Below are 19,435 nucleotides of genomic sequence, written 5' to 3'. Positions count from 1 at the left end.
AGGGTAGGGGCGGGTTAACAGATATGTATCGATTATTAACAGGGATCTGGGTAAACCCGCCCCTACAAATGGTATTGAATTAACAGCAATTGCGATGTAATTTTGCCCATTTACTGAGGGGTGGTATTTTGGCTAAGATGCCTGTTTTTAAAGCTTCTGGACGTTCTGTCCAAGGTAGTAAACCATCTGCTTTGGTGTAGTATTGAGTGGCACATTGCAAGATGGCAGATGCACTATCATCAACTGCTAAGTTGCCAAAAAGATAGGTTATTTTCTCTTCTCCTTGCAAGGCGACAACGCAAGCATGACTGCAAGCACTCATACATTCAACGCCTTGAATGGAGAATTTATTTTGCAATTCCCAAGTTTGTGCCAGTTGTTGCAGTTGTTGTAATAGCTGCTGTCCACCACTTTCACTAACCCGCTTGCCACCTTGCCACACACTAGCGCAGGTGGTGCAGACAAATAAAATATGTTGTTTGCTGTTCATTAATTTTGAAACATTGCTAATTGAAAGTAGGAATTAGCCTCACGCACACCCGTCAAGCTACTTTTTACTAGGTGCGAGTGAATATGCAAAGCGCAAGAAGAGATACAACAGGTTTTCTAAACTTGTATCGTGATCTTCTTTGAAAAAACTGCGATTTTTGCGAAGCTGCCTACAATTTCATAGAAGTTTGTAATGTGTGGCGGATATCTGAAGCTATGAGAGAGTAACCCTGACTAGGGGAGAAAGTATTTATTGCTGTATTCATCTGTACCTCGCAGATGGGAGTTGGTTGTACTAACGGCGGGCATTCTGACTTTGAGATTGGTATCTCATTACAGCTGCGGGACAGTGCCGGATTTACACCGAGCTTTCCCCGTTACCTCTGATGGCTGTTCCACATCAGAACCGCATATGTGGATATCATACAGCAATTTTAGCGATCGCTTCCATTGAAAGGCTAAGATAGCCTAATTTTGATAAAAATTTACATATTCAATGACAACTTTCAAGGGTAAACTCTTCAAAATCCAATCATTTCCTCATCATGATGAAAATTGCTGATTTTCTCATATCTATACTCTTAGATATAGGATTATCAATTGACTATTTCCTCCCCATGATTGGGTATGATATGAGTTTTTTATATTTATATAAACCATAAAAATTACAGTAATTTATAGAGATTTTCTTAAGTGACATATTGTCAAATGTGGAAAAGTTTAAAACTTTTGGAAGTAACCCAATATAAATAAATATTACTGTATATTCAGAGTATATATTGAGAGCTTTTTTGAACGCCTTTAACAAATATGGAATTTTTATCTAATACCGTGACATTATCGCGGATGCAATTTGCATTGACAGCAATTTTTCATATGCTGTGGCCTGTCTTGACGACGGGAATGTCCATATACCTAATAGTTGTAGAAGGACTGTGGCTAAAAACGCGCAATCCTGATTATTATCGTCATGCACGGTTTTGGTCAAAATTATACTTGCTGAATTTTGGCATAGGAGTAGCATCAGGTTTACCAATGGGGTTTCAGTTTGGGACTAACTGGGCCCCTTTATCAGAAGCAGTGGGAGATTTTTTAGGTAGTATTATTGGCTTTGAAGGGTCGATGGCCTTTATGCTAGAGGCTTCTTTTCTGGGGATTATGATTTTCGGTTGGGAGAGGGTCAACCCTGTTATTCATTACCTAGCGACGATTTTAGTGGCCTTTGGTGCAAATTTGTCCACCTTCTGGATTTTGACTGCTAATTCCTGGTTTCAAACCCCAGCAGGGGGAGAAATGGTGAATGGTAAATTTATCATTCATGACTATTTTCAGGCCATTTTAAATCCCTTCATGCTGAATAGTTTTCTCCATATGTTCTTTGCCACCTTGGAGACTTCTTTATTTGTGATTGGTGGAATTAGTGCTTGGTATATATTAAGCGATCGCTATTCTGAATTTTTCGCTAAATCATTCAAGATAGTTTTAGCCATAGTGCTTTTTGTTGCACCTTTACAAATATACATTGGTCATGCCAGTGGTGATCAAGTTTCTCACTACCAACCCACCAAACTAGCAGCAATGGAAGCCCAGTGGGAAACCATTCCCGCAGGTAAATCTGCAAATTGGAGTGTGTTAGCAATTCCTAATAGTAAAGCTGAAAAAAATGATTGGGAAATTTCTATTCCCAATGGCTTAAGTTACATTTTAGAACTCAAACCCCAACTTTCTCATCCTGTATTAGGACTGAAAGAATGGAAGCCAGAAAATCGTCCCCCCATGATTGGTTTAATTTACTATTCTTTTCGGGTGATGGTAGGAATTGGCTTTTTCTTAGTGGGATTGATGCTATGGAGTGTCATTCAATGGCTGAGGGGTAAACTCGCTCCCCATGTCCTTGCTCAACAAAAATGGTTATTAAGAGCTTGGGTTTTAGCTGCACCATTAGGTTATATTGCCATAGAATCAGGCTGGATTGTACGCTGTGTAGGTAGGCAACCTTGGACAGTGTATGGACAAATTCGTACTGCTGATGCAGCCTCCCATTTACCAGCAGGAGAAGTGTTAGCTTCATTGACTATTATCACTGTTCTCTACAGCGTTTTGTTTGTTTCTGCCTTATATTTTGGTAGCCGCATTATTCGTAAAGGACCAGATTTAAATTTACCTATTCCTGGGCATCAAATCAAAACAGTAATTGCTACAGAATCAGTAACTCACCTTCCTGATAGTCGTCCTCTAGAAGCGCAACAATAGGAGAAATAAATGGAAGCCTTACTGCATTTTTTACCACAAGTTTGGTTTGTGATTCTGGGTTTATTTCTGTTTCTTTATGTGCTGCTAGATGGTTTTGACTTGGGTGTTGGTATCCTGTCTTTAACTTCTTCCGATGAAAAAAGACGTACCCTATTGATGACCAGCTTAGGTAACGTCTGGGATGCCAATGAAACTTGGTTAATTCTCATGGCAGGTGCTTTATTTGGCGCTTTTCCCTTAGCATTTGGGACTATTTTAAATGCCTTGTACCTGCCGTTAATGGTGATGGTTGTAGGACTGATTTTACGGGCAGTTGCCTTTGAATTTCGAGAACATTCTGATAATAAAAGCTTCTGGAATTTTGCCTTTGGTATTGGCAGTTTCATCGCATCTTTATTTCAAGGGTTTGCCTTGGGGGGTGTGTTAGCAGGTATCAAAGTTGATGCAGCCGGACATTTTATTGGTGGGATGTGGGATTGGTTGAGTTGGCAATCATTATTAATGGCATTGACTCTGGTGCAAGGATATGTATTGATTGGTTCAACTTACCTAATTCTAAAGACAGAAGGAAAATTACAGGAAACGCACTTCCGCACAGCAAAAATAGCTGCTTGGACTACTTTAATCGGGGCAATTCTCATTACTATTACCACACCGATTGTCTATGAAAATGCTAGGGCAAGACTATTTCATCAACCAGAAGTCTATGTGTTTGCGTTGATTCCGGTGTTGGGTGTATTTTTGGTTTGGTTATTAATTCAAAGCCTGAATCGTCAACAAGAAATTCCCGCCTTTGTCTACACGGCTTTAATCTTTTTACTCACGTTTCTGGGATTGGGATTTATTGCCTTTCCTTACATTATTCCCCCCAGCATTACCATCTATCAGGCGGCTTCTTCTCCCAGTGCCATGGTCTTTATGATTACCTTTATTGGCTTTTTAATTCCGGTGATGTTGTTCTACAACATTTACAACTATTTTGTTTTTCGCGGCAAAGTAGTTACTGAAGAAGGGGAATAAGCTATTGTGCATTTTTAATGCATAATAGCTTAGACTGGTTTGGATTTGAGATTAAAGATTGAGTAAGGCAAATTTTTTGGTGCGTTAAGTATTGCGATAACGCACCCTAATCATACCAATTTGAACACTATAAGACAAAATGTCTACAGTTATTCCCCAATCAAAATTGTATTAACCACCAAATCCTGGTACAGGAATTAAACGCTTAAGGGCGCGACCGGCAACATCACCATAGCGCAACTCACCACAAAGGATTTTACCCATGATTTGAGCACCAGAGGGGCGTTTAACGCCGACTTTGTAGCCAATACCAGGGAAGCGATAAAATGCTCCTGCTAGTTTTTGTGCCCAAGCCATATCAGTTCCCCATTGTTCGTTAATGGCATCGCTATAGTTGCTTAAGGCGTTAATATCACCACTTAAAGCATCGTGAATAAACCCTGCTGCCAGTACACCGCTAAAAATGGAAGGACGAATACCTTCGGCGGTAAAGGGGTCTACTAAACAAGCTGCTTCTCCAGCTAAAACTGCATTTTGGGTGTGTAGTTTTTGGTTGCCATCCCAAATACACAGAGGATGACCGTATTGTTTGCTATTTTTGACATCTACATTAAAAGATTTAGCGTATTCATCTAAAATCTTTTTAAAGTCTTGGGGTTCGCCACCAATGAAAGTTCCTACACCAATAGAATAGCTATCAGCTTTGGGGAAGTTCCAAATATAGCCATTTTTGACTAGACCAAATTCAAAATGAATTGTGGTTTTTTGCTCTATGTTGGCGGGAATTTCTGCTTCTAATGCTCCCGCTAATCGGCGTTTGCGTTCTTTAAAACCTAGCCATTTAGCCATTGGACCCTTTGCACCGTCCGCTGCTATGAGATAGCGACCTGTAACTGATCCATTGGCTGTGTTAACTTGCCAATAATCTGTTTTAAATTCTATACCTGTAACTTCTGTATTATCTCGTAATTCAGCCCCTTGGCTTTGTGCTTGTTGAATTAAGAAATGATCGAAAATATCTCGCCGCACCATCCAAACTGGTTCTTTGGTCTCAATCTTGGCTTCTACGGGATCACCTAATTTCCAGGTAAAGCGCAGAGAGTCAGCTTTGAGGGAAATAGCCGGACTAAAATCAAAATCGAACCATTGAGCTACACTAGGTGACACACCGCCACCACAAGGTTTATATCTGGGTAAGGATTCTTTTTCTAAGACTAAGACTGAACGTCCTTTTTTGGCTAAATGATATGCTGCTGTTCCACCTGCTGGGCCAGCACCGACGATGATACAGTCGTACATAGGTCTAAATTTATGGTTACTGAATTGGCTGACATTCCTGTCCAGTATATAGAAGCAACCACATTTTTTTGTAAACTTTTCGTAAAACTCTCCCAGAACTTCTACCAATTCAAAATTACACCTGATGCTGAAAAGCTAGAGTTCCTATATTCTGGTTGACATACAAAGAATTTAGCCACAATTAGTCATCATCAACAGAACACCCTCCCCCTCAAGATTTGACCCCAGTTATGATAATCTTGGAAAAATATTTCAATAAAACTTGATAAGTCATGTTTCCTTGCTCACAAAGGATACTATCTTTTCAGGCTTTCAGGATATTGCTAAACCATTACCTGCTTGAGAAAATCTCTAAAGATATATATCAATAAAAATTGATATATTTACGGTATACAGCTTGTAAGTAATTAATTTGTGCCTGAATATCCCTATGACCAGATTTGACCATCCCCCCAGAATTTTGTTTTTGTATGGTTCACTGCGTGAGCGTTCTTATAGTCGTCTTTTAGCTGAGGAAGCAGCACGTATTATTGAAGAATTTGGGGCAGAAGTCCGATTCTTTAACCCATATGAATTACCAATTTATGGCAGTGTTCCTGATACTCATCCCAAAGTACAAGAATTGCGAGAATTGAGTATGTGGTCTGAAGGTCAAGTTTGGTCTTCACCGGAAATGCACGGTAATATTAGCGGGATCATGAAGAACCAAATTGATTGGATTCCTTTAAGTGTGGGTGCAGTGAGACCAACTCAAGGTAGAACTTTAGCAGTGATGCAAGTAAGCGGTGGTTCTCAGTCTTTTAATGCTGTGAATACCATGCGAATTTTGGGACGCTGGATGCGAATGTTTACTATTCCTAATCAATCTTCGGTAGCGAAAGCCTATCAAGAATTTCACGAAGATGGAACGATGAAAGACTCGGCCTATCGTGACCGAGTGGTTGATGTGATGGAGGAATTATATAAGTTTACTTTGTTGTTGCGAGACAAAGTAGACTACCTAACTGACCGTTACAGCGAGCGTAAAGAGAAAGCAGCAAAACAAGTAATTGAAGTAGCAAATCAGGCTTTGGAAATGAATCAAAAATAATTTTAACCAGCTTTTCTAGGTTTTCTCTGCTATCAAAGAAAGACTGAAAAATGGAGTTGTTCCATTCTTCAGCCTATCAATAGTCAAATTGCAGAATTAGACAGTGGTGATATCTTTTTCTTTTTCTGCTAGTAAGTGGTCTATTTTTTCAGTGTACTTATTAGTGATTTTTTGCAATTTATCTTGCTGATCCCGTGCTTCATCTTCGGAAATTTCCGCACCTTTTTCTTGCTTGCGGATCGAATCGAGGGCATCACGGCGGATGTTACGAATGGCTACACGACCTTCTTCTGCATATTTTGCCGCTAGCTTCACAAATTCTTTCCGGCGATCGCTAGTTAAAGGGGGAATATTCAACCGAATGACAGAACCATCATTACTGGGTGTTAAACCCACATCCGACATAGAAATGGCCTTTTCAACCAGATTCAAGCTGCTCTTATCGTAGGGCTGAATCAAGATGGTTGAGGAATCCGGTGTAGAAATATTGGCTAGAGATTTCAAGGGAGTAGGTGTACCGTAATACTCTACTTGTACCTTATCTAGCAAGCTCGCATTGGCGCGACCAGTGCGAATTGTATTAAAAGCCCGTTGAGTGGACTCAACGGTTTTTTGCATCGTACTCTCAGCTTCAGCTAATTTCACATGAACCTCCCACAAGGGTGCCAATGGATTCTCCCATAACTGCGCGCTGAATATTACCTCGCACAGTTAAGTCAAATACAAGAATGGGGATATTATTTTCTTTACATAAGGCAATGGCTGTACTATCCATTACCCGCAAATCGTTAGCCAATACATGGGCGTAAGTTAGACTTGTATAACGCTTGGCTTGAGGATAAATTTCTGGGTCAGCGTCATAGATGCCGTCTACTTTAGTAGCTTTAAAAATCACATCAGCATCAATTTCTGCGGCCCGTAAAGCAGCAGTTGTATCTGTGGTAAAAAATGGATTACCCGAACCAGCCCCAAAAATTACCACCCGATTTTTTTCTAAATGACGGATGGCACGACGACGGATATAGGGTTCGGCTAATTCTTGCATAGCGATCGCTGTTTGTACTCGTGTCTGTACGCCGATTCTTTCCAGCGAATCTTGCAGCGTCATGGCGTTCATTACCGTGGCAATCATTCCGATGTAGTCAGCGGTCGCCCTGTCCATACCCGCCGATGCCGCTTTCACGCCTCTAAAAATATTGCCGCCGCCAACGACGATGGCGATCTGAACGCCAGTGGCTACCACCTCTGCTACCTCTTGAGCTATTTCCTTGACCACTTCTGGGTCAATGCCATAGCCCATGTTGCCCATTAAGGCTTCACCGCTCAGTTTAAGTAAAACCCGTCGGTAATTCGTTCCCATGAAGTTACGCTTGATCGAAAAAGTTGCTATTGCCTCCAATTTAAGATAACAGTACAGTGACTATCTGTGTCTAGTTGGACTCGATTTCCATCAATTACTAGTGCCCCGGATTTATCTTTGGGGTTCATCCCAAATCCCCAATTTCATATTTAAAATCCAAAATCCCATGACGCAATCTACACAAACTTTTACATCCACTTATACCTGGATTTGGCAAGGATTTCCCATTTGTTACCAAATGCAAGGAAATTCTGGGCCTGCGGTGGTGCTGGTGCATGGTTTCGGTGCTTCTTGGTGGCATTGGCGCAAAAATATTCCTGTTTTGGCGGCAAGTTGTCGAGTCTATGCCCTGGATTTAATTGGTTTTGGTGCCTCCGCTAAACCTCTTCCAGGGGAAAAAATCACCTATTCCTTGGAAACCTGGGGTCAGCAAGTCGCAGACTTTTGTCGGGAAGTGGTAGGTGAGGCAGCTTTTTTAGTGGGTAATTCCATTGGTTGTATTGCCATCTTGCAAGCTGCTACTACAAACCCAGATATTGTTTTGGGGACAGCTTTACTCAATTGTTCCCTCCGTTTACTTCACGATCGCAAACGCCCCACCTTACCTTGGACTAAACGCTTTGGTGCACCCTTGATGCAGCGGTTATTATCCATTCAAGCTGTGGGTCAATTCTTTTTTAGTCAACTGGCTAAACCACAAACTGTGCGGAAAATTCTCCTCCAAGCCTATGCAAATCCCCAAACCGTCACAGATGAACTGGTAGATATTCTCATGGCTCCTACGAGCGATCCTGGTGCGGTAGAAGTGTTTCTTGCTTTTACCTCCTATTCCAGTGGCCCACTCCCAGAAGACCTGTTACCTGTCCTCTCTTGTCCAGCAATTATTTTGTGGGGAACAGCAGATCCTTGGGAACCAGTGGAATTAGGACGAGAGTTAGCTAATTTTCCCTCAGTCCAAAAGTTTATTCCCTTAGAAGGTGTGGGACATTGCCCTCAAGATGAAGCACCAGAATTAGTGAATCCAATTTTGCAAGATTGGATACTGGGATTTTCTTCAGCCCCTAACTAAATTGTTGGGTGTAATACCGGGCATATTTCCCTGATAAAGCTAACAACTCCTCATGGTTGCCTGATTCAATAATTTGTCCTTTCTCTAACACTAAAATGCGATCGCATTTTCTCACTGTTGATAATCTGTGAGCAATAATTAATACGGTGCGATTTTCCATCAATCTTTCTAAAGCTTCCTGTACCAAAGCTTCCGATTCTGAATCTAAGGCGGAAGTGGCTTCATCCAGTATTAAAATTTGCGGATTCAATAATACCGCACGGGCAATAGCAATTCTTTGTCTTTGTCCACCAGACAAATTTACACCTCTTTCCCCAACCCAGGTGTTATATCCCTCTGGTAACTGGGTAATAAATTGGTGGGCATTGGCAATTTTCGCAGCGTTTTCTACTGCTCTGGTATCAAATTTTTCTTGTCCAAAGGCAATATTTTGAGCAATAGTTCCCGAAAACATAATGGTTTCTTGGGGAACTAGACCAATTTTCCGCCTGAGACTATTGAGGGTGACATCCCTAATATTGACATTATCAATCAAAATTTCTCCCTTGATTGGGTCATAAAATCGGGGTAAAAGATTGACGAAGGTAGTTTTACCAGCACCGGAAGCACCAACTAAGGCGATCGCTTGTCCTGGCATTACCAATAAGTTAATATCCTTTAAAATGATCTCCCCAGGATTGTAGGCAAAGCTCACATTTCGGTATTCTACTTTGCCTTGGATGGAGGTAAGGGTCATGGCATTGGGTTTTTCTAATACCGTTGGTTGAATTGCCAACAATTCAAATACCCGGTCAACGGAGGCTTCACCTTGTTTAAATTCGTTATAGTTATTTGTTGTATGACCAATGGGGTCGATTAATAATGCTGCTGCGGCTAAATAGCTAAAAAATTCCCCCACGGTTAAATGGTTTTGAGAAATTTGCCAAGCTCCTACAATCAGCAATGATAATGCACTCAAAGCCTCCATAAACCCGACAATGGGAATTTGAATTGCTTTCAACCGTTCAGCTGAATATTTGGCTTTTAAACTGCGTTCTGCTTCGTGACTAAAGCGCGCTACTTCATATTCCTCTGCGGCAAAGGCTTGAATTAAGCGAATGCCCCCAAAAACTTCTGTTAAAATTGCTGATAAATCTGATACGCGATTTTGACTTTTGAGGGAATATTTACGTAATCTTTCTCCAAACCAACCAATTAAAATTCCCATCAAAGGAGCAATGATCACTGTGGCTAAAGTAAGTTGCCAATTGAGGTAAATCATATAAATGGGAATAGCAATTAACTGTAAAGCACAGGGAACAAAATCATGAAAGACTTTATTCACCACTTCCCCAATGCGGTCAACATCCTCAGTTAAACGGTATGATAAATCACCAGCTTTCGCTGTTTCAAAATAGCTGAGATTGAGCTTTTGTAAATGGGTATAGACCTGACGACGCAGATTAAAAGCCACTCGTAATGCTGCCCGTGCCATGTATAAATCTTGCATGGACTGAAAAAAGCCCCGCACCAGAAAGACCAAAGCACATATACCAGTCAATTGGGCGATCGCTAATACATTACCTTGTCCAAAGGGTGTTGCTAACTTCCCTGCCAAATTAATTAACGTTAAAGTAGCTAGAACATAACCAAAAATGCCCAAAAATCCCTTAGCGATAGTTGGCCATTGGTTGCGGATAAATGGTGTCAGTTGCCAGTAATTAGAGCGCGTTTTCAACTCGTAACTTCCAAAAAAATCTTTTGCTTTGTTTGAAGCTACCACATCATTGACCAGTCCCCTCTGCTTTCGCTTCCCAGTACCATAATCTGGGTAGTTGAGACACATCGAGAAGATAATTTATTGCCCATACTACTATCTCTAACAGCAAGAGATACTGGAGCCATATTAACTCTGCTTCTCTATTTAAAATAGACCAACTTTCATACAACTGCCAAAAACGGTAGGGCAAATATATGTAAGGAACCATCACCCAAGCTATACTTTGATACTTTCTCAAAGTCAAACTTTCTGAGATAATTTGCATCCCCAAATTAAAAAAATACCATCCCAAGATAGTTAAGACTCTGTATTCACCCTTGATGAGACCCCACCACACCATGACTAAAAATGGTACTAATGCTCCTAAAATTTGCACTGATAAAAACCAAATTTTATACCATCCTGGAAATGGCAAGGGTAGAGTATAGGGTTGAGCATTTCTCCACCCCCAAGCCATCATGAAAATGACCAGAGTGGCACCCAATAAAAACAGCAAATTTTCCAGGAATAGATATAAATTGAGATTGACAGAAAACATGATTAATTAGACTAATAACTGGATTTTATAACTACACATTTTCATCTTGTTCATCAACAAAATTTTGACCCCCATAAGCAAGTTATAAACAAAATTATTCAGTCCTGTTTGCGGCTATAATCTTTGATGATATGTAATACTGATGGCAATAAAGACACAATAATAATTAAACCAATGATTGGCAACAAATACTTATCTACCTGTTCTGCCGGTAGAGACTTACCCAAAGTGAAACCTAATAAAGTTATACCCACAGTCCACACTAAACCACCAATTAAGTTGTAGGACATAAATGTGCGGTATTGCATTTCTCCAAGTCCAGCGACAATTGGTGCAAATGTCCTGATAATAGGGAAAAATCTAGCTAAAACAATGGTTTTTTTACCATGTTTTTGATAAAACTTCTGGGTTTTCACAATGTGCTTTTTATGAAAAAACCAAGAATCCTCACGCTGAAATAATTTTCTTCCTAATTTATGACCAGTAGCATAACCAACATTATCACCGAGAACAGCGCAGATAAAAGCACCAATAATTAGTATCCAAATATTTAGTAACTGTTGAGAAGCAACAAATCCTGCCGTAAACAATAGACTATCTCCAGGCAGAAAAAATCCAATCAATAAGCCAGACTCTGCAAAGATCATCCCCCAAACTCCAAAATAACCTAGTGATTGAATTAGTTGCGGTAAATCAAAGTGCATAGAATCTGAATCTTCTCAAAAGCTGCATCCAACATTTTAACTTAGACTATTTTTGCTGAGAAAAAATTTATAATAAGTTTTTCCAGGACATGGAGAGTTGACGCAATGGGTAGGTATTTCAGAGTCCTACGGTTCTTTTGGAGTGCTGCTTTTGCTGCCGAAATAGAATATAGAATCAACTTTATCTTAGCTACCTTCAGTAGTTTAGGTAATTTAGTTGGCAGTTTATTCGGTTTATTCTTGTTTTATCGCCAAGACTACAATTTTGCTGGTTGGTCATGGAACGCAGCATTGATAGTTTTAGGAATATTTACTTTATTACAAGGATTTTCCGCCACATTTCTAGCACCTAATTTAAATCGGATTGTTCGTCATGTCCAGGAAGGAACTTTAGATTTTGTCTTGTTAAAACCTATCCACAGTCAGTTTTGGTTATCTACGCACACTATTTCGCCTTGGGGTCTACCAGATATCATCTTTGGTTTGATCATCATCGGCTATGCAGGCCAAACATTGGGTATCAGCATCAACAATTATTTGCTCAGTCTCTTACCTATCAGTTGTAGTTTAGTGATTTTATACAGCCTGTGGTTTATGTTGGGTGCAACAACCATTTGGTTTGTCAAAATATACAATGTGACTGAAGTTTTGCGTGGTTTACTAGAAGCTGGAAGATACCCTATCGTTGCCTATCCTGCCGCTTATCGCTTCTTTTTCACCTTTGTAGTTCCTGTGGCTTTTTTAACGACTATTCCTGCCCAATCTATGTTAGGTCAAAGTCAAATTACTTGGGTAATAGGCACAGCTTTATTAGCCATAGGATTATTTTTGTTTTCTACTTGGTTTTGGCGGTTTGCCTTACGGTTCTATACCAGTGCTTCCAGTTAACCATAATTAGTTGTACAAAATAAATTTCATATTTAGGAGGGGTAACTCCTAGAGATGTTTATTTTCAATAACTATGTGCAATTAATTTGCCTTGGGTACTTATATTCCAATACCGTTCAGTTAGCGTCAAAAACCTTAAATCGCGTAGGTTGGGTTGAGGAACGAAACCCAACCTACATTTATTCCTAACTGAACCGTATTGACTTATATTCCATTACAAAAAAAGACAGGCTGTTTGCCTGTCCTCAAAATGATAATTGACTAAGATAATTTAGAAATTCATCTCGGCAGCTTGGACTTTTTCCACTTGTTTCTTCTTCAGTACAAGCATTACTTGCGCCAGCATGACCAAACAAATGAAAGCAATCAACCAACCAACTCTGCTTGGATCTTGGAGAACGATTTCTGCATCTATTTGACCAAAACCACCAACGTTGGGGTTATTAGTTAAAGCATCACCAGTTTGAACTGTTTGTCCTTCAGAAACAATCAATTCTGGGCCTGCGGGAACATCATCAGTAACAACGTTACCAGATTCAGTTTTGATGCTGACTACATACTTAACAGCACCAGTGTCGTCTTGTTCTTTAGCAATTTTGGTAATCGTACCAGCAGCAGAAGCGGTGAAAGCGTTGTTGTTGCTCTTATCGCCAGTAGGATAAACTTGTCCGCGTCCCCGATTTCCACCTACATGCACAGAATATTTACCGAAGTGGATATTTTTGTCAGTAGCGGGGTTAGGAGAAAGAACAGGGAAGACGATTTCTTGATATTGTTCGCCAGGGATAGGGCCAACGATAACTACGTTGTCTTGGCCGTCTTTGTAAGGTTGGAAGTAAACGTCGCCTACTTCTTCTTTCAGTTCTTCAGAAATCCGGTCTTCTGGCGCAATCTTGAAGCCTTCGGGCAACATTAATACTGCACCGACATTCAAGCCAACTTTAGAACCATCAGCACCTACTTGCTGAACGCTGGTATCGTAGGGAATTTTGACTACGGCTTTGAATACGGTGTCAGGTAGTACGGATTGAGGTACTTCTACTTCTGTAGGTTTAGCTGCTAGGTGACAGTTAGCGCAAACAATACGTCCGGTTGGTTCGCGGGGTGTTTCTGGTGCGGTTTGTTGGGCCCAGAAAGGATAAGCAGCAGCAGTTTGGGTAAAGGCTAGATCGCTGGTGAAGAAAAATGTCACAGTAGCGATCGCTATAAGCAATGTGTTTAACATCGCTCTAGCTATGCGAGTCAACCTCGCAGGTGTACAAGCGTTTCTCATCTCTATCAGGACAAAGGTTGAATTCGTGATTAGTCATTGGTGATTAGTCATTGGTGATTAGTTATTGGTATTTGGGAAGAAAAGCCTGACCAATTAACTATTACCAATTACCCGTTACCAGTAAGCACTCAGTAGCGTATTAAGCCCACCAAGGTTCTTCACCAGTACGGAAGTCTGTTTCTGTCCAAGTGGTGAGAACGATTTTGTCGTTGTCTACTGCGGCATGGCTTAATGCCAAAGAACGTGGTGCAGGACCGCGAACCACTTTACCTGTGGCATCGTACTGGGAACCGTGACAAGGACACTTGAACTTGTTCTCGGCAGCATTCCAAGGTACAACACAACCTAAGTGAGTACAAACGGCGTTAATCCCGTAGTCAGTAATAGCTTCTTTGCTTTCCACCACAATATATGTGGGGTCTCCCTTTAAACCTTGTACAAGGGTGCGATCGCCTACATTATGGCTAGCAAGAAACTTACTGACAATAACATCATTGCCCAATTCGTCTTTTGCAGTTGTCCCACCACCAGCACCACCACTTGCAGGGGGAATAAAGTAATTGACAACGGGATACAATGCACCTAAAGCCACTCCGGTTACTGTGCCAAAAGTGAGCAGGTTCATGAATTGACGACGCCCCATATCTGGCACGTCTGCTGATTCAGAAAATTGAGCCATAATCTACGCGCTCTTTGTCTAATTTGTTAAGCATTTTGACAAGAGTACCATTTCTTGATCAACCCTTGTCTGAGTGGCAATGCTAACGCCGACAGTGATGCCATATTTCTTGCTTGGAAGATACATCTAGCATCTTTTCTGTTAGCATTACATTTCTTTATATCTTTATCATACTGGAGTTACGGAACTTAACATCATAACTAAATGTAAAATCTAATTGAGAAAAGCTCTATGACCATCTTCGGCAACAGTCCAACGATGGGTATTCCCAATAGAACATCCCCAGTCCAAAATCCCAAATTGGTATGACAGGAAAGGAATTACGCCAAATATTGATTGATAAATGGGGACACTCTTATGATGTCCAATTGCGTCGCACACAAGGCAAGATATTTCTGCAAGTAATGTGGAAATACCTTGAGCAAGCTTCTTTTCCTTTAAGCGAAGCAGAGTACCAAGAACATCTTGATAGCATTGCTAATTATCTCAATGCCTTGGGTGGAACACAACAAGTGCAAACTTTTATTACACAAACTAAAGAGCGCCCCCGTCTTGGTAAAGCTGTGAGTATTCCTCTGGATTTGGGTGAACGCGCCTCAGAATGGCTATTGTGATGTTTATACCAACCATCACAAATATCACCTATTTGATGAGCATTCTCATTGTTGATGTGTGAATCATTATCCCAACTATCTATTATAAATATCAATTCAAAATAATTGCGATGAGCATTTTATTTAGTTATTTCTCAACAAAAATTTTGATGTAACAATTTCTGGAAAAACATAGGCAAATTCTCATAATCTAATTAAAACTTTGCTGTTATTTTTATCAACACTATACACAAGCTAAATTGATAATTTTTATAGAAAAAATCAAATGCAAACAATTATAAATTCAGAATAAATCATACAGTAAATGCAAAATATCCAAGATAATAACCTTTAGATTCAAGCCATAGCCCAAGATATTTTCAACTCTTTTTCTCTCCTCTGCTACATGTGTAAACACCTGTCACTCTACCTTGGCAATCCCTGGAAAATTCCACTAAGGCTCCTTTATTGATCCTCTTACCTAAAATTTCGCACTGACACGCAAAGCTTAATCTGAAAAAGATTGTGCTTTAATTCACCTAGTATCCGGAACATCTCCATTAATCACCAAAATTTTGTTCTCCTTTGACTCCAACTCTCCCCTCAAAGAGTTAAAACTTTGTATGCTGAGTCTATAAGGTCTTCATAGTTCTGATCAAAACTGGTGCAAGAGGATTTTCGGTTAATTGTTGATTTGGTATCAGTCTTTGCTGTCGCCGCCTGCGGTGGACTGCTGGCTTCGCTGTTGAAACAACCTGTTTTACTAGGCTATCTCATCGGCGGGATGGTTGTTGGGCCAGCAGGGCTAGGACTGATAAAAGAAGTAATTCAGGTAGAAACCCTAGCGCAATTTGGGGTGGCCTTCTTGTTGTTCGCTTTGGGGGTGGAATTCTCCTTTGCTGAACTTAAAAAGGTTAAGGCTATAGCCTTAGGGGGAGGCGCGCTACAAATAGCCCTGACCATCCTGATCACCGTTGTGGTGTGCGGAGTTACTGGCGCTTGGGGCACCTTACCCGCCAAAGGTGTGTTCTTAGGTTCAATTCTGTCGTTATCTTCCACAGCAGTTGTCCTCAAATGCTTAATGGAACGCAACGAAACAGAAACGCCCCACGGACAGGTGATGCTGGGTATTTTGGTAGTGCAGGATTTAGCACTGGGTTTGATGTTGGCAGTATTACCAGCTTTACATCAGCCTGGTGAAGCCATTGGTTTAGCAGTTGTCACAGCCTTGGTACGTATTGTTTTATTCGCAGCAGGTGCAGTGATAGCTGGTATTTGGCTAATTCCGCCTTTATTGAGGCTCCTAGCCCGGACTGAAAGCCGAGAGTTATTTTTGCTAGGGGTAGTTACCCTATGCCTATGTATTGCCCTATTGACAGAGTTTTTGGGCCTGTCTATTGAAATGGGGGCATTCGTTGCAGGGTTAATGATTTCGGAAGTAGAGTATGCTGACGAAACTCTCACTATCGTAGAACCTTTGCGCGATATCTTTGCTAGCTTGTTTTTTGCCACCATTGGGATGCTAATTGACCCAGTGTTTTTGTGGAACAATCTAGAGTTGATTCTGGGATTAGTTGCCCTAGTGTTTGTGGGCAAGTTTTTAATTATTACACCTTTAGTCAAACTATTCCGTTACCCTTTAAAAACAGCTTTAATCGCTGGGTTCGGACTGGCACAAATTGGGGAATTTTCCTTTGTTCTCGCCAGTGAAGGACAGGCTTTAGGTTTAGTTTCCCGACGCATATATTTATTTATTTTGGGAACAACTGCTGTCACTCTGATGTTGACTCCGTTCGTCTTGCGGTTAGTCCCATTTCTATTTACTTTTGCTGAATCTATGCCTTGGCTTAAACCCTATTTGGCTGATGACCAAGCACAGGATTTTTCAGCAGATTTACCTTTTAAAGACCATATAGTAGTTTGTGGTTACGGGCGCATTGGCAAAAATTTGGTGAAGTTGTTACAGCAACACCAGTTACCTTTAGTGGTGATAGATCAGTCGGAAAGCCGGATTCAGCAGTTACGAGAGGCAGAAATACCCTACGTTTATGGGAATGCGGTGAGTTTTCATGTATTAGAGACGGCTGGAGTTAACCATGCTAAGGGAATGGCGATCGCTCTCCCAGATCCTGCTAGTATTCGTCTCTCCCTCAAACGGGCATTGGAACTATCCCCAGAGTTAGACTTAGTTGTTCGCGCTACCCAAGATAAAAATATTGAACTCCTGTATCAATTGGGGGCGAGGGAAGTTGTACAACCGGAATTTGAAGCCAGTTTAGAAATGGCAACATATCTCTTAACTGGGGTGGGGTTGTCACCTGAATCAGTCCAGCAGACTATGCAGGAAATCCGCAAAAATCATTACTTGTATTTGCGTCCAGAACGTTCTGCGGCTGAAGTGGCCCAGCATTTACAACAAGTTACCCGTGACTTAAATCGCCATTGGTATGACCTACCAGCTAATTCACCATTAATTGGTATGACCTTGGAAGAAGCGGATATGCGCTACCTCACAGGGGTGAGTTTGATGGCTATTAAGCGCGAAAATGGGGAGGAAATTGACTATCCCAGTAGTGCAACTCAACTAGAAGCAGGCGATCGCTTACTTGTAGTAGGGGAAACAGAGGAACTAGCCGCATTAGCAGAATTAGCTCAAGGACAAGTGGCTGTGCCCAAGGAAAACAGTGCTTGCCAATGGGTGACAGTCCGCTCAGATTGCCCAGTTTTAGGAAAAACCCTAGCAGATTTAACTGCCAAAGAAGAACATGGAGTACAAATCCAAGCCATTCGACGGGATGGTAAATTTATCCGTTTTCCCAGTGGCGGTATGGATTTAAGAGTAGGTGATCAAGTTTTGTTATGTGGACGTTTACCAAATCTCAATCAACTACAACAACTATTCACCGCCTCCTGTGGAGTTCCCTTGGCTGTTCCCATTGGCAAAATTTTAGAAATCCAGGAAGAAGGATAAGTGTTGGTTCATAGAAGTGATCTGTCACCTTCTGCCTTCAAGAATCAATATTAGCCATTTTCGCTTTGCCTTCTTCCATAGGAACTAAAGACCTTTCTGTGACTACCTCTGTTTGAGGTTTACTATAGGCGATCGCTTGCTTCCAAATCGTGAATTGCTCATTATTAGCATCAATCACTGATATACAAGTATGGTCTTGCCAAAACACCTTGCCTATAATTAAGTCACCAGTCATCAACTTGAATTCGACTGTTGCTTTCTCTTTAATCCACTTTTGCACTAGGCGAATGCTGGGTAGTGTTATATCAAATTCAGAGGTGGCCATTTGCGGTAACGATTTGTTCAAGATGGACAATGTTAATTGAGTAGTAATTTATCTTTGATAATTCATCTAGGGGAAAATGGCAATCGAATTTACTAAGTATCACGGTCTCGGCAATGACTTCATTTTGATAGATAATCGCTCCTCAGAAAAGCCTATTCTGACACCAGAACAAGCCGTGAAGTGGTGCGATCGCCATTTTGGCATCGGGGCTGATGGTGTAATTTTTGCCCTACCTGGACAAAACGGCACAGATTACACGATGCGAATTTTTAATTCTGATGGTTCCGAACCGGAAATGTGTGGCAACGGCATTCGCTGTTTAGCAGCCTTTTTATCTGATTTAGAAGGTATGTCCCGCACTAAAAACTACTATCGCATTCATACCTTAGCTGGTGTCATTACACCCCAACTAGCTGTCGATGGCGTAAAGGTAGATATGGGTTTACCCCGATTATTAGCCGGAGAAATTCCTACCACCCTTGCACCTGCTGATGCAAAAGTTATTAACCAACCTCTAGAAGTAGCAGGTAAAACCTGGGATGTGACCTGTGTCAGTATGGGTAATCCCCACTGCATTACCTTTGTAGAAGATGTTGCTGCTATTTCCTTAGAAAGTATTGGCCCCCAATTTGAGCATCATCCTGTCTTTCCCCAACGTACTAATACAGAATTTATAGAAGTAGTTAGTCGTGATTACCTAAAAATGCGAGTTTGGGAACGAGGTGCTGGTATTACTTTAGCCTGTGGAACTGGTGCTTGTGCTTCCTTAGTGGCTGGGGTATTGAACGATAAATGCGATCGTACTGCCACCATAGAATTACCTGGTGGACCATTAGAAATTCAATGGTCAGAAGTTGATCAACGTATTTACATGACTGGTCCAGCAGAACGGGTATTTACAGGCAAGTATTAATTGATTAACCGACATTAACAACACAATAGAGAGGTTTAATTCAGACCTCTCTAGTAAACTTATACCAAAAACCGAAAGCCCCCGCATGAAGAATGAGGAGGCTTAGGAGAAGAGAGAACCTGGCATCGAGCTATTGTGACAATCGGCTACCCGAGAACTATCGTCGCCGCAGCAGCGTTTCACCTCTGAGTTCGGGAAGGGATCAGTGTGGT

18 protein-coding genes, 1 rRNA gene and 1 riboswitch are annotated in these 19,435 nt (G+C 41.1%); of the genes, 8 read left to right on the top strand and 11 right to left on the bottom strand.

All coding sequences use genetic code 11. The annotated features are described in order from the left end of the window. Positions 1–79: 79 nt before the first annotated feature. A complete protein-coding gene (locus tag H6G73_RS11465; RefSeq protein WP_190604454.1) occupies positions 80–490 on the bottom strand; it encodes a DUF1636 family protein in 411 nt (136 codons plus the stop codon). A 282-nt stretch (positions 491–772) separates the two neighbouring features. After that, positions 773–915: riboswitch (cobalamin riboswitch) on the bottom strand. Positions 916–1,299: 384 nt separating this feature from the next. Here H6G73_RS11465 and H6G73_RS11460 point away from each other — a divergent pair. Further along, entirely contained in the window at positions 1,300–2,742 is a 1,443-nt protein-coding gene (locus H6G73_RS11460; protein WP_190604452.1) for a cytochrome ubiquinol oxidase subunit I, read from the top strand. A 9-nt stretch (positions 2,743–2,751) separates the two neighbouring features. Continuing rightward, on the top strand, positions 2,752–3,762 hold the full coding sequence (gene cydB, locus H6G73_RS11455) for a cytochrome d ubiquinol oxidase subunit II (RefSeq protein ID WP_190604450.1): 1,011 nt from the start codon (positions 2,752–2,754) through the stop codon (positions 3,760–3,762). Positions 3,763–3,933: 171 nt separating this feature from the next. On the opposite strand, the gene H6G73_RS11450 is transcribed toward cydB, so the two are convergent. Then, positions 3,934–5,061: a geranylgeranyl reductase family protein gene (locus tag H6G73_RS11450; protein WP_190604448.1), complete on the bottom strand. Its 1,128-nt coding sequence runs from the start codon at positions 5,059–5,061 to the stop codon at positions 3,934–3,936. 430 nt (positions 5,062–5,491) lie between these two features. Between H6G73_RS11450 and arsH the strand changes: the two genes are divergently transcribed. Next, positions 5,492–6,151: an arsenical resistance protein ArsH gene (gene arsH, locus H6G73_RS11445; RefSeq protein WP_190604447.1), complete on the top strand. Its 660-nt coding sequence runs from the start codon at positions 5,492–5,494 to the stop codon at positions 6,149–6,151. 96 nt (positions 6,152–6,247) lie between these two features. On the opposite strand, the gene frr is transcribed toward arsH, so the two are convergent. After that, positions 6,248–6,796 carry a ribosome recycling factor gene (gene frr, locus H6G73_RS11440; protein ID WP_190604445.1) on the bottom strand — a complete coding sequence of 183 codons (549 nt, stop codon included), beginning with the start codon at positions 6,794–6,796 and terminating at the stop codon, positions 6,248–6,250. Continuing rightward, positions 6,783–7,511 (bottom strand): UMP kinase, encoded by a 729-nt coding sequence (pyrH, locus tag H6G73_RS11435; RefSeq protein ID WP_190604443.1) that lies wholly within the window; start codon positions 7,509–7,511, stop codon positions 6,783–6,785. Before pyrH ends, frr begins: the two co-directional genes overlap by 14 nt. Before the next feature lie 166 nt (positions 7,512–7,677). Here pyrH and H6G73_RS11430 point away from each other — a divergent pair, with 166 nt between their 5' ends. Beyond that, positions 7,678–8,580, top strand: coding sequence for an alpha/beta fold hydrolase (locus H6G73_RS11430; RefSeq protein ID WP_190604441.1), 903 nt, complete (start codon positions 7,678–7,680; stop codon positions 8,578–8,580). Here the strand turns inward: H6G73_RS11430 and H6G73_RS11425 are convergent. From H6G73_RS11425 to H6G73_RS11415, 3 genes are all read right to left on the bottom strand, one after another. Next, on the bottom strand, positions 8,573–10,297 hold the full coding sequence (locus H6G73_RS11425) for an ABC transporter ATP-binding protein (RefSeq protein WP_190604439.1): 1,725 nt from the start codon (positions 10,295–10,297) through the stop codon (positions 8,573–8,575). The genes H6G73_RS11430 and H6G73_RS11425 overlap by 8 nt on opposite strands. Before the next feature lie 46 nt (positions 10,298–10,343). Continuing rightward, a complete protein-coding gene (locus H6G73_RS11420; protein ID WP_190604437.1) occupies positions 10,344–10,877 on the bottom strand; it encodes a hypothetical protein in 534 nt (177 codons plus the stop codon). A gap of 98 nt (positions 10,878–10,975) precedes the next feature. Continuing rightward, the gene (locus H6G73_RS11415; RefSeq protein ID WP_190604435.1) at positions 10,976–11,581 is read right to left on the bottom strand and encodes a DedA family protein; all 606 of its coding nucleotides are present in this window, start codon (positions 11,579–11,581) and stop codon (positions 10,976–10,978) included. A 105-nt stretch (positions 11,582–11,686) separates the two neighbouring features. On the opposite strand from H6G73_RS11415, the gene H6G73_RS11410 reads away from it, so the two are divergent. Continuing rightward, the gene (locus tag H6G73_RS11410; RefSeq protein ID WP_190604433.1) at positions 11,687–12,469 is read left to right on the top strand and encodes an ABC transporter permease; all 783 of its coding nucleotides are present in this window, start codon (positions 11,687–11,689) and stop codon (positions 12,467–12,469) included. Positions 12,470–12,740: 271 nt separating this feature from the next. Here the strand turns inward: H6G73_RS11410 and petA are convergent, their stop codons facing one another. Both petA and petC read right to left on the bottom strand, forming a co-directional pair. Continuing rightward, positions 12,741–13,742 (bottom strand): cytochrome f, encoded by a 1,002-nt coding sequence (gene petA, locus H6G73_RS11405; RefSeq protein WP_190604431.1) that lies wholly within the window; start codon positions 13,740–13,742, stop codon positions 12,741–12,743. A gap of 139 nt (positions 13,743–13,881) precedes the next feature. Continuing rightward, positions 13,882–14,421, bottom strand: coding sequence for a cytochrome b6-f complex iron-sulfur subunit (gene petC / locus H6G73_RS11400; protein WP_190604429.1), 540 nt, complete (start codon positions 14,419–14,421; stop codon positions 13,882–13,884). A 305-nt stretch (positions 14,422–14,726) separates the two neighbouring features. Here petC and H6G73_RS11395 point away from each other — a divergent pair, with 305 nt between their 5' ends. Beyond that, entirely contained in the window at positions 14,727–15,035 is a 309-nt protein-coding gene (locus tag H6G73_RS11395) for a DUF3067 family protein (RefSeq protein ID WP_190604427.1), read from the top strand. A gap of 643 nt (positions 15,036–15,678) precedes the next feature. After that, a complete protein-coding gene (locus tag H6G73_RS11390; RefSeq protein WP_190604425.1) occupies positions 15,679–17,985 on the top strand; it encodes a cation:proton antiporter domain-containing protein in 2,307 nt (768 codons plus the stop codon). Between the two features lie 37 nt (positions 17,986–18,022). Here the strand turns inward: H6G73_RS11390 and H6G73_RS11385 are convergent, their stop codons facing one another. Further along, positions 18,023–18,310, bottom strand: a complete 288-nt coding sequence (locus H6G73_RS11385) for an Hfq-related RNA-binding protein (RefSeq protein WP_190604423.1) — start codon at positions 18,308–18,310, stop codon at positions 18,023–18,025. Positions 18,311–18,386: 76 nt separating this feature from the next. Between H6G73_RS11385 and dapF the strand changes: the two genes are divergently transcribed. Further along, positions 18,387–19,223 (top strand): diaminopimelate epimerase, encoded by an 837-nt coding sequence (gene dapF, locus H6G73_RS11380; protein ID WP_190604422.1) that lies wholly within the window; start codon positions 18,387–18,389, stop codon positions 19,221–19,223. A gap of 117 nt (positions 19,224–19,340) precedes the next feature. Here dapF and rrf read toward each other — a convergent pair. Next, a 5S ribosomal RNA gene (gene rrf, locus H6G73_RS25210) occupies positions 19,341–19,435 on the bottom strand; the annotation flags it as partial.

The sequence above is a fragment of the Richelia sinica FACHB-800 genome (assembly GCF_014698825.1).
Classification (GTDB): domain Bacteria; phylum Cyanobacteriota; class Cyanobacteriia; order Cyanobacteriales; family Nostocaceae; genus FACHB-800.
The sequence above is the reverse complement of the archived record's forward strand: the minus strand, read 5'-3'. Positions and strand labels throughout refer to the sequence as shown.

What these genes read in the sequence shown, in the direction of transcription:
- H6G73_RS11450 (WP_190604448.1), bottom strand. Translation starts at nt 5,061, where the DNA reads ATGTACGACTGTATCATCGTCGGTGCTGGCCCAGCAGGTGGAACAGCA.
- H6G73_RS11410 (WP_190604433.1), top strand. Translation starts at nt 11,687, where the DNA reads ATGGGTAGGTATTTCAGAGTCCTACGGTTCTTTTGGAGTGCTGCTTTT.
- H6G73_RS11465 (WP_190604454.1), bottom strand. Translation starts at nt 490, where the DNA reads ATGAACAGCAAACAACATATTTTATTTGTCTGCACCACCTGCGCTAGT.
- arsH (WP_190604447.1), top strand. Translation starts at nt 5,492, where the DNA reads ATGACCAGATTTGACCATCCCCCCAGAATTTTGTTTTTGTATGGTTCA.
- H6G73_RS11395 (WP_190604427.1), top strand. Translation starts at nt 14,727, where the DNA reads ATGACAGGAAAGGAATTACGCCAAATATTGATTGATAAATGGGGACAC.
- pyrH (WP_190604443.1), bottom strand. Translation starts at nt 7,511, where the DNA reads ATGGGAACGAATTACCGACGGGTTTTACTTAAACTGAGCGGTGAAGCC.
- H6G73_RS11415 (WP_190604435.1), bottom strand. Translation starts at nt 11,581, where the DNA reads ATGCACTTTGATTTACCGCAACTAATTCAATCACTAGGTTATTTTGGA.
- petA (WP_190604431.1), bottom strand. Translation starts at nt 13,742, where the DNA reads ATGAGAAACGCTTGTACACCTGCGAGGTTGACTCGCATAGCTAGAGCG.
- H6G73_RS11430 (WP_190604441.1), top strand. Translation starts at nt 7,678, where the DNA reads ATGACGCAATCTACACAAACTTTTACATCCACTTATACCTGGATTTGG.
- H6G73_RS11460 (WP_190604452.1), top strand. Translation starts at nt 1,300, where the DNA reads ATGGAATTTTTATCTAATACCGTGACATTATCGCGGATGCAATTTGCA.
- H6G73_RS11420 (WP_190604437.1), bottom strand. Translation starts at nt 10,877, where the DNA reads ATGTTTTCTGTCAATCTCAATTTATATCTATTCCTGGAAAATTTGCTG.
- dapF (WP_190604422.1), top strand. Translation starts at nt 18,387, where the DNA reads ATGGCAATCGAATTTACTAAGTATCACGGTCTCGGCAATGACTTCATT.
- H6G73_RS11385 (WP_190604423.1), bottom strand. Translation starts at nt 18,310, where the DNA reads ATGGCCACCTCTGAATTTGATATAACACTACCCAGCATTCGCCTAGTG.
- petC (WP_190604429.1), bottom strand. Translation starts at nt 14,421, where the DNA reads ATGGCTCAATTTTCTGAATCAGCAGACGTGCCAGATATGGGGCGTCGT.
- cydB (WP_190604450.1), top strand. Translation starts at nt 2,752, where the DNA reads ATGGAAGCCTTACTGCATTTTTTACCACAAGTTTGGTTTGTGATTCTG.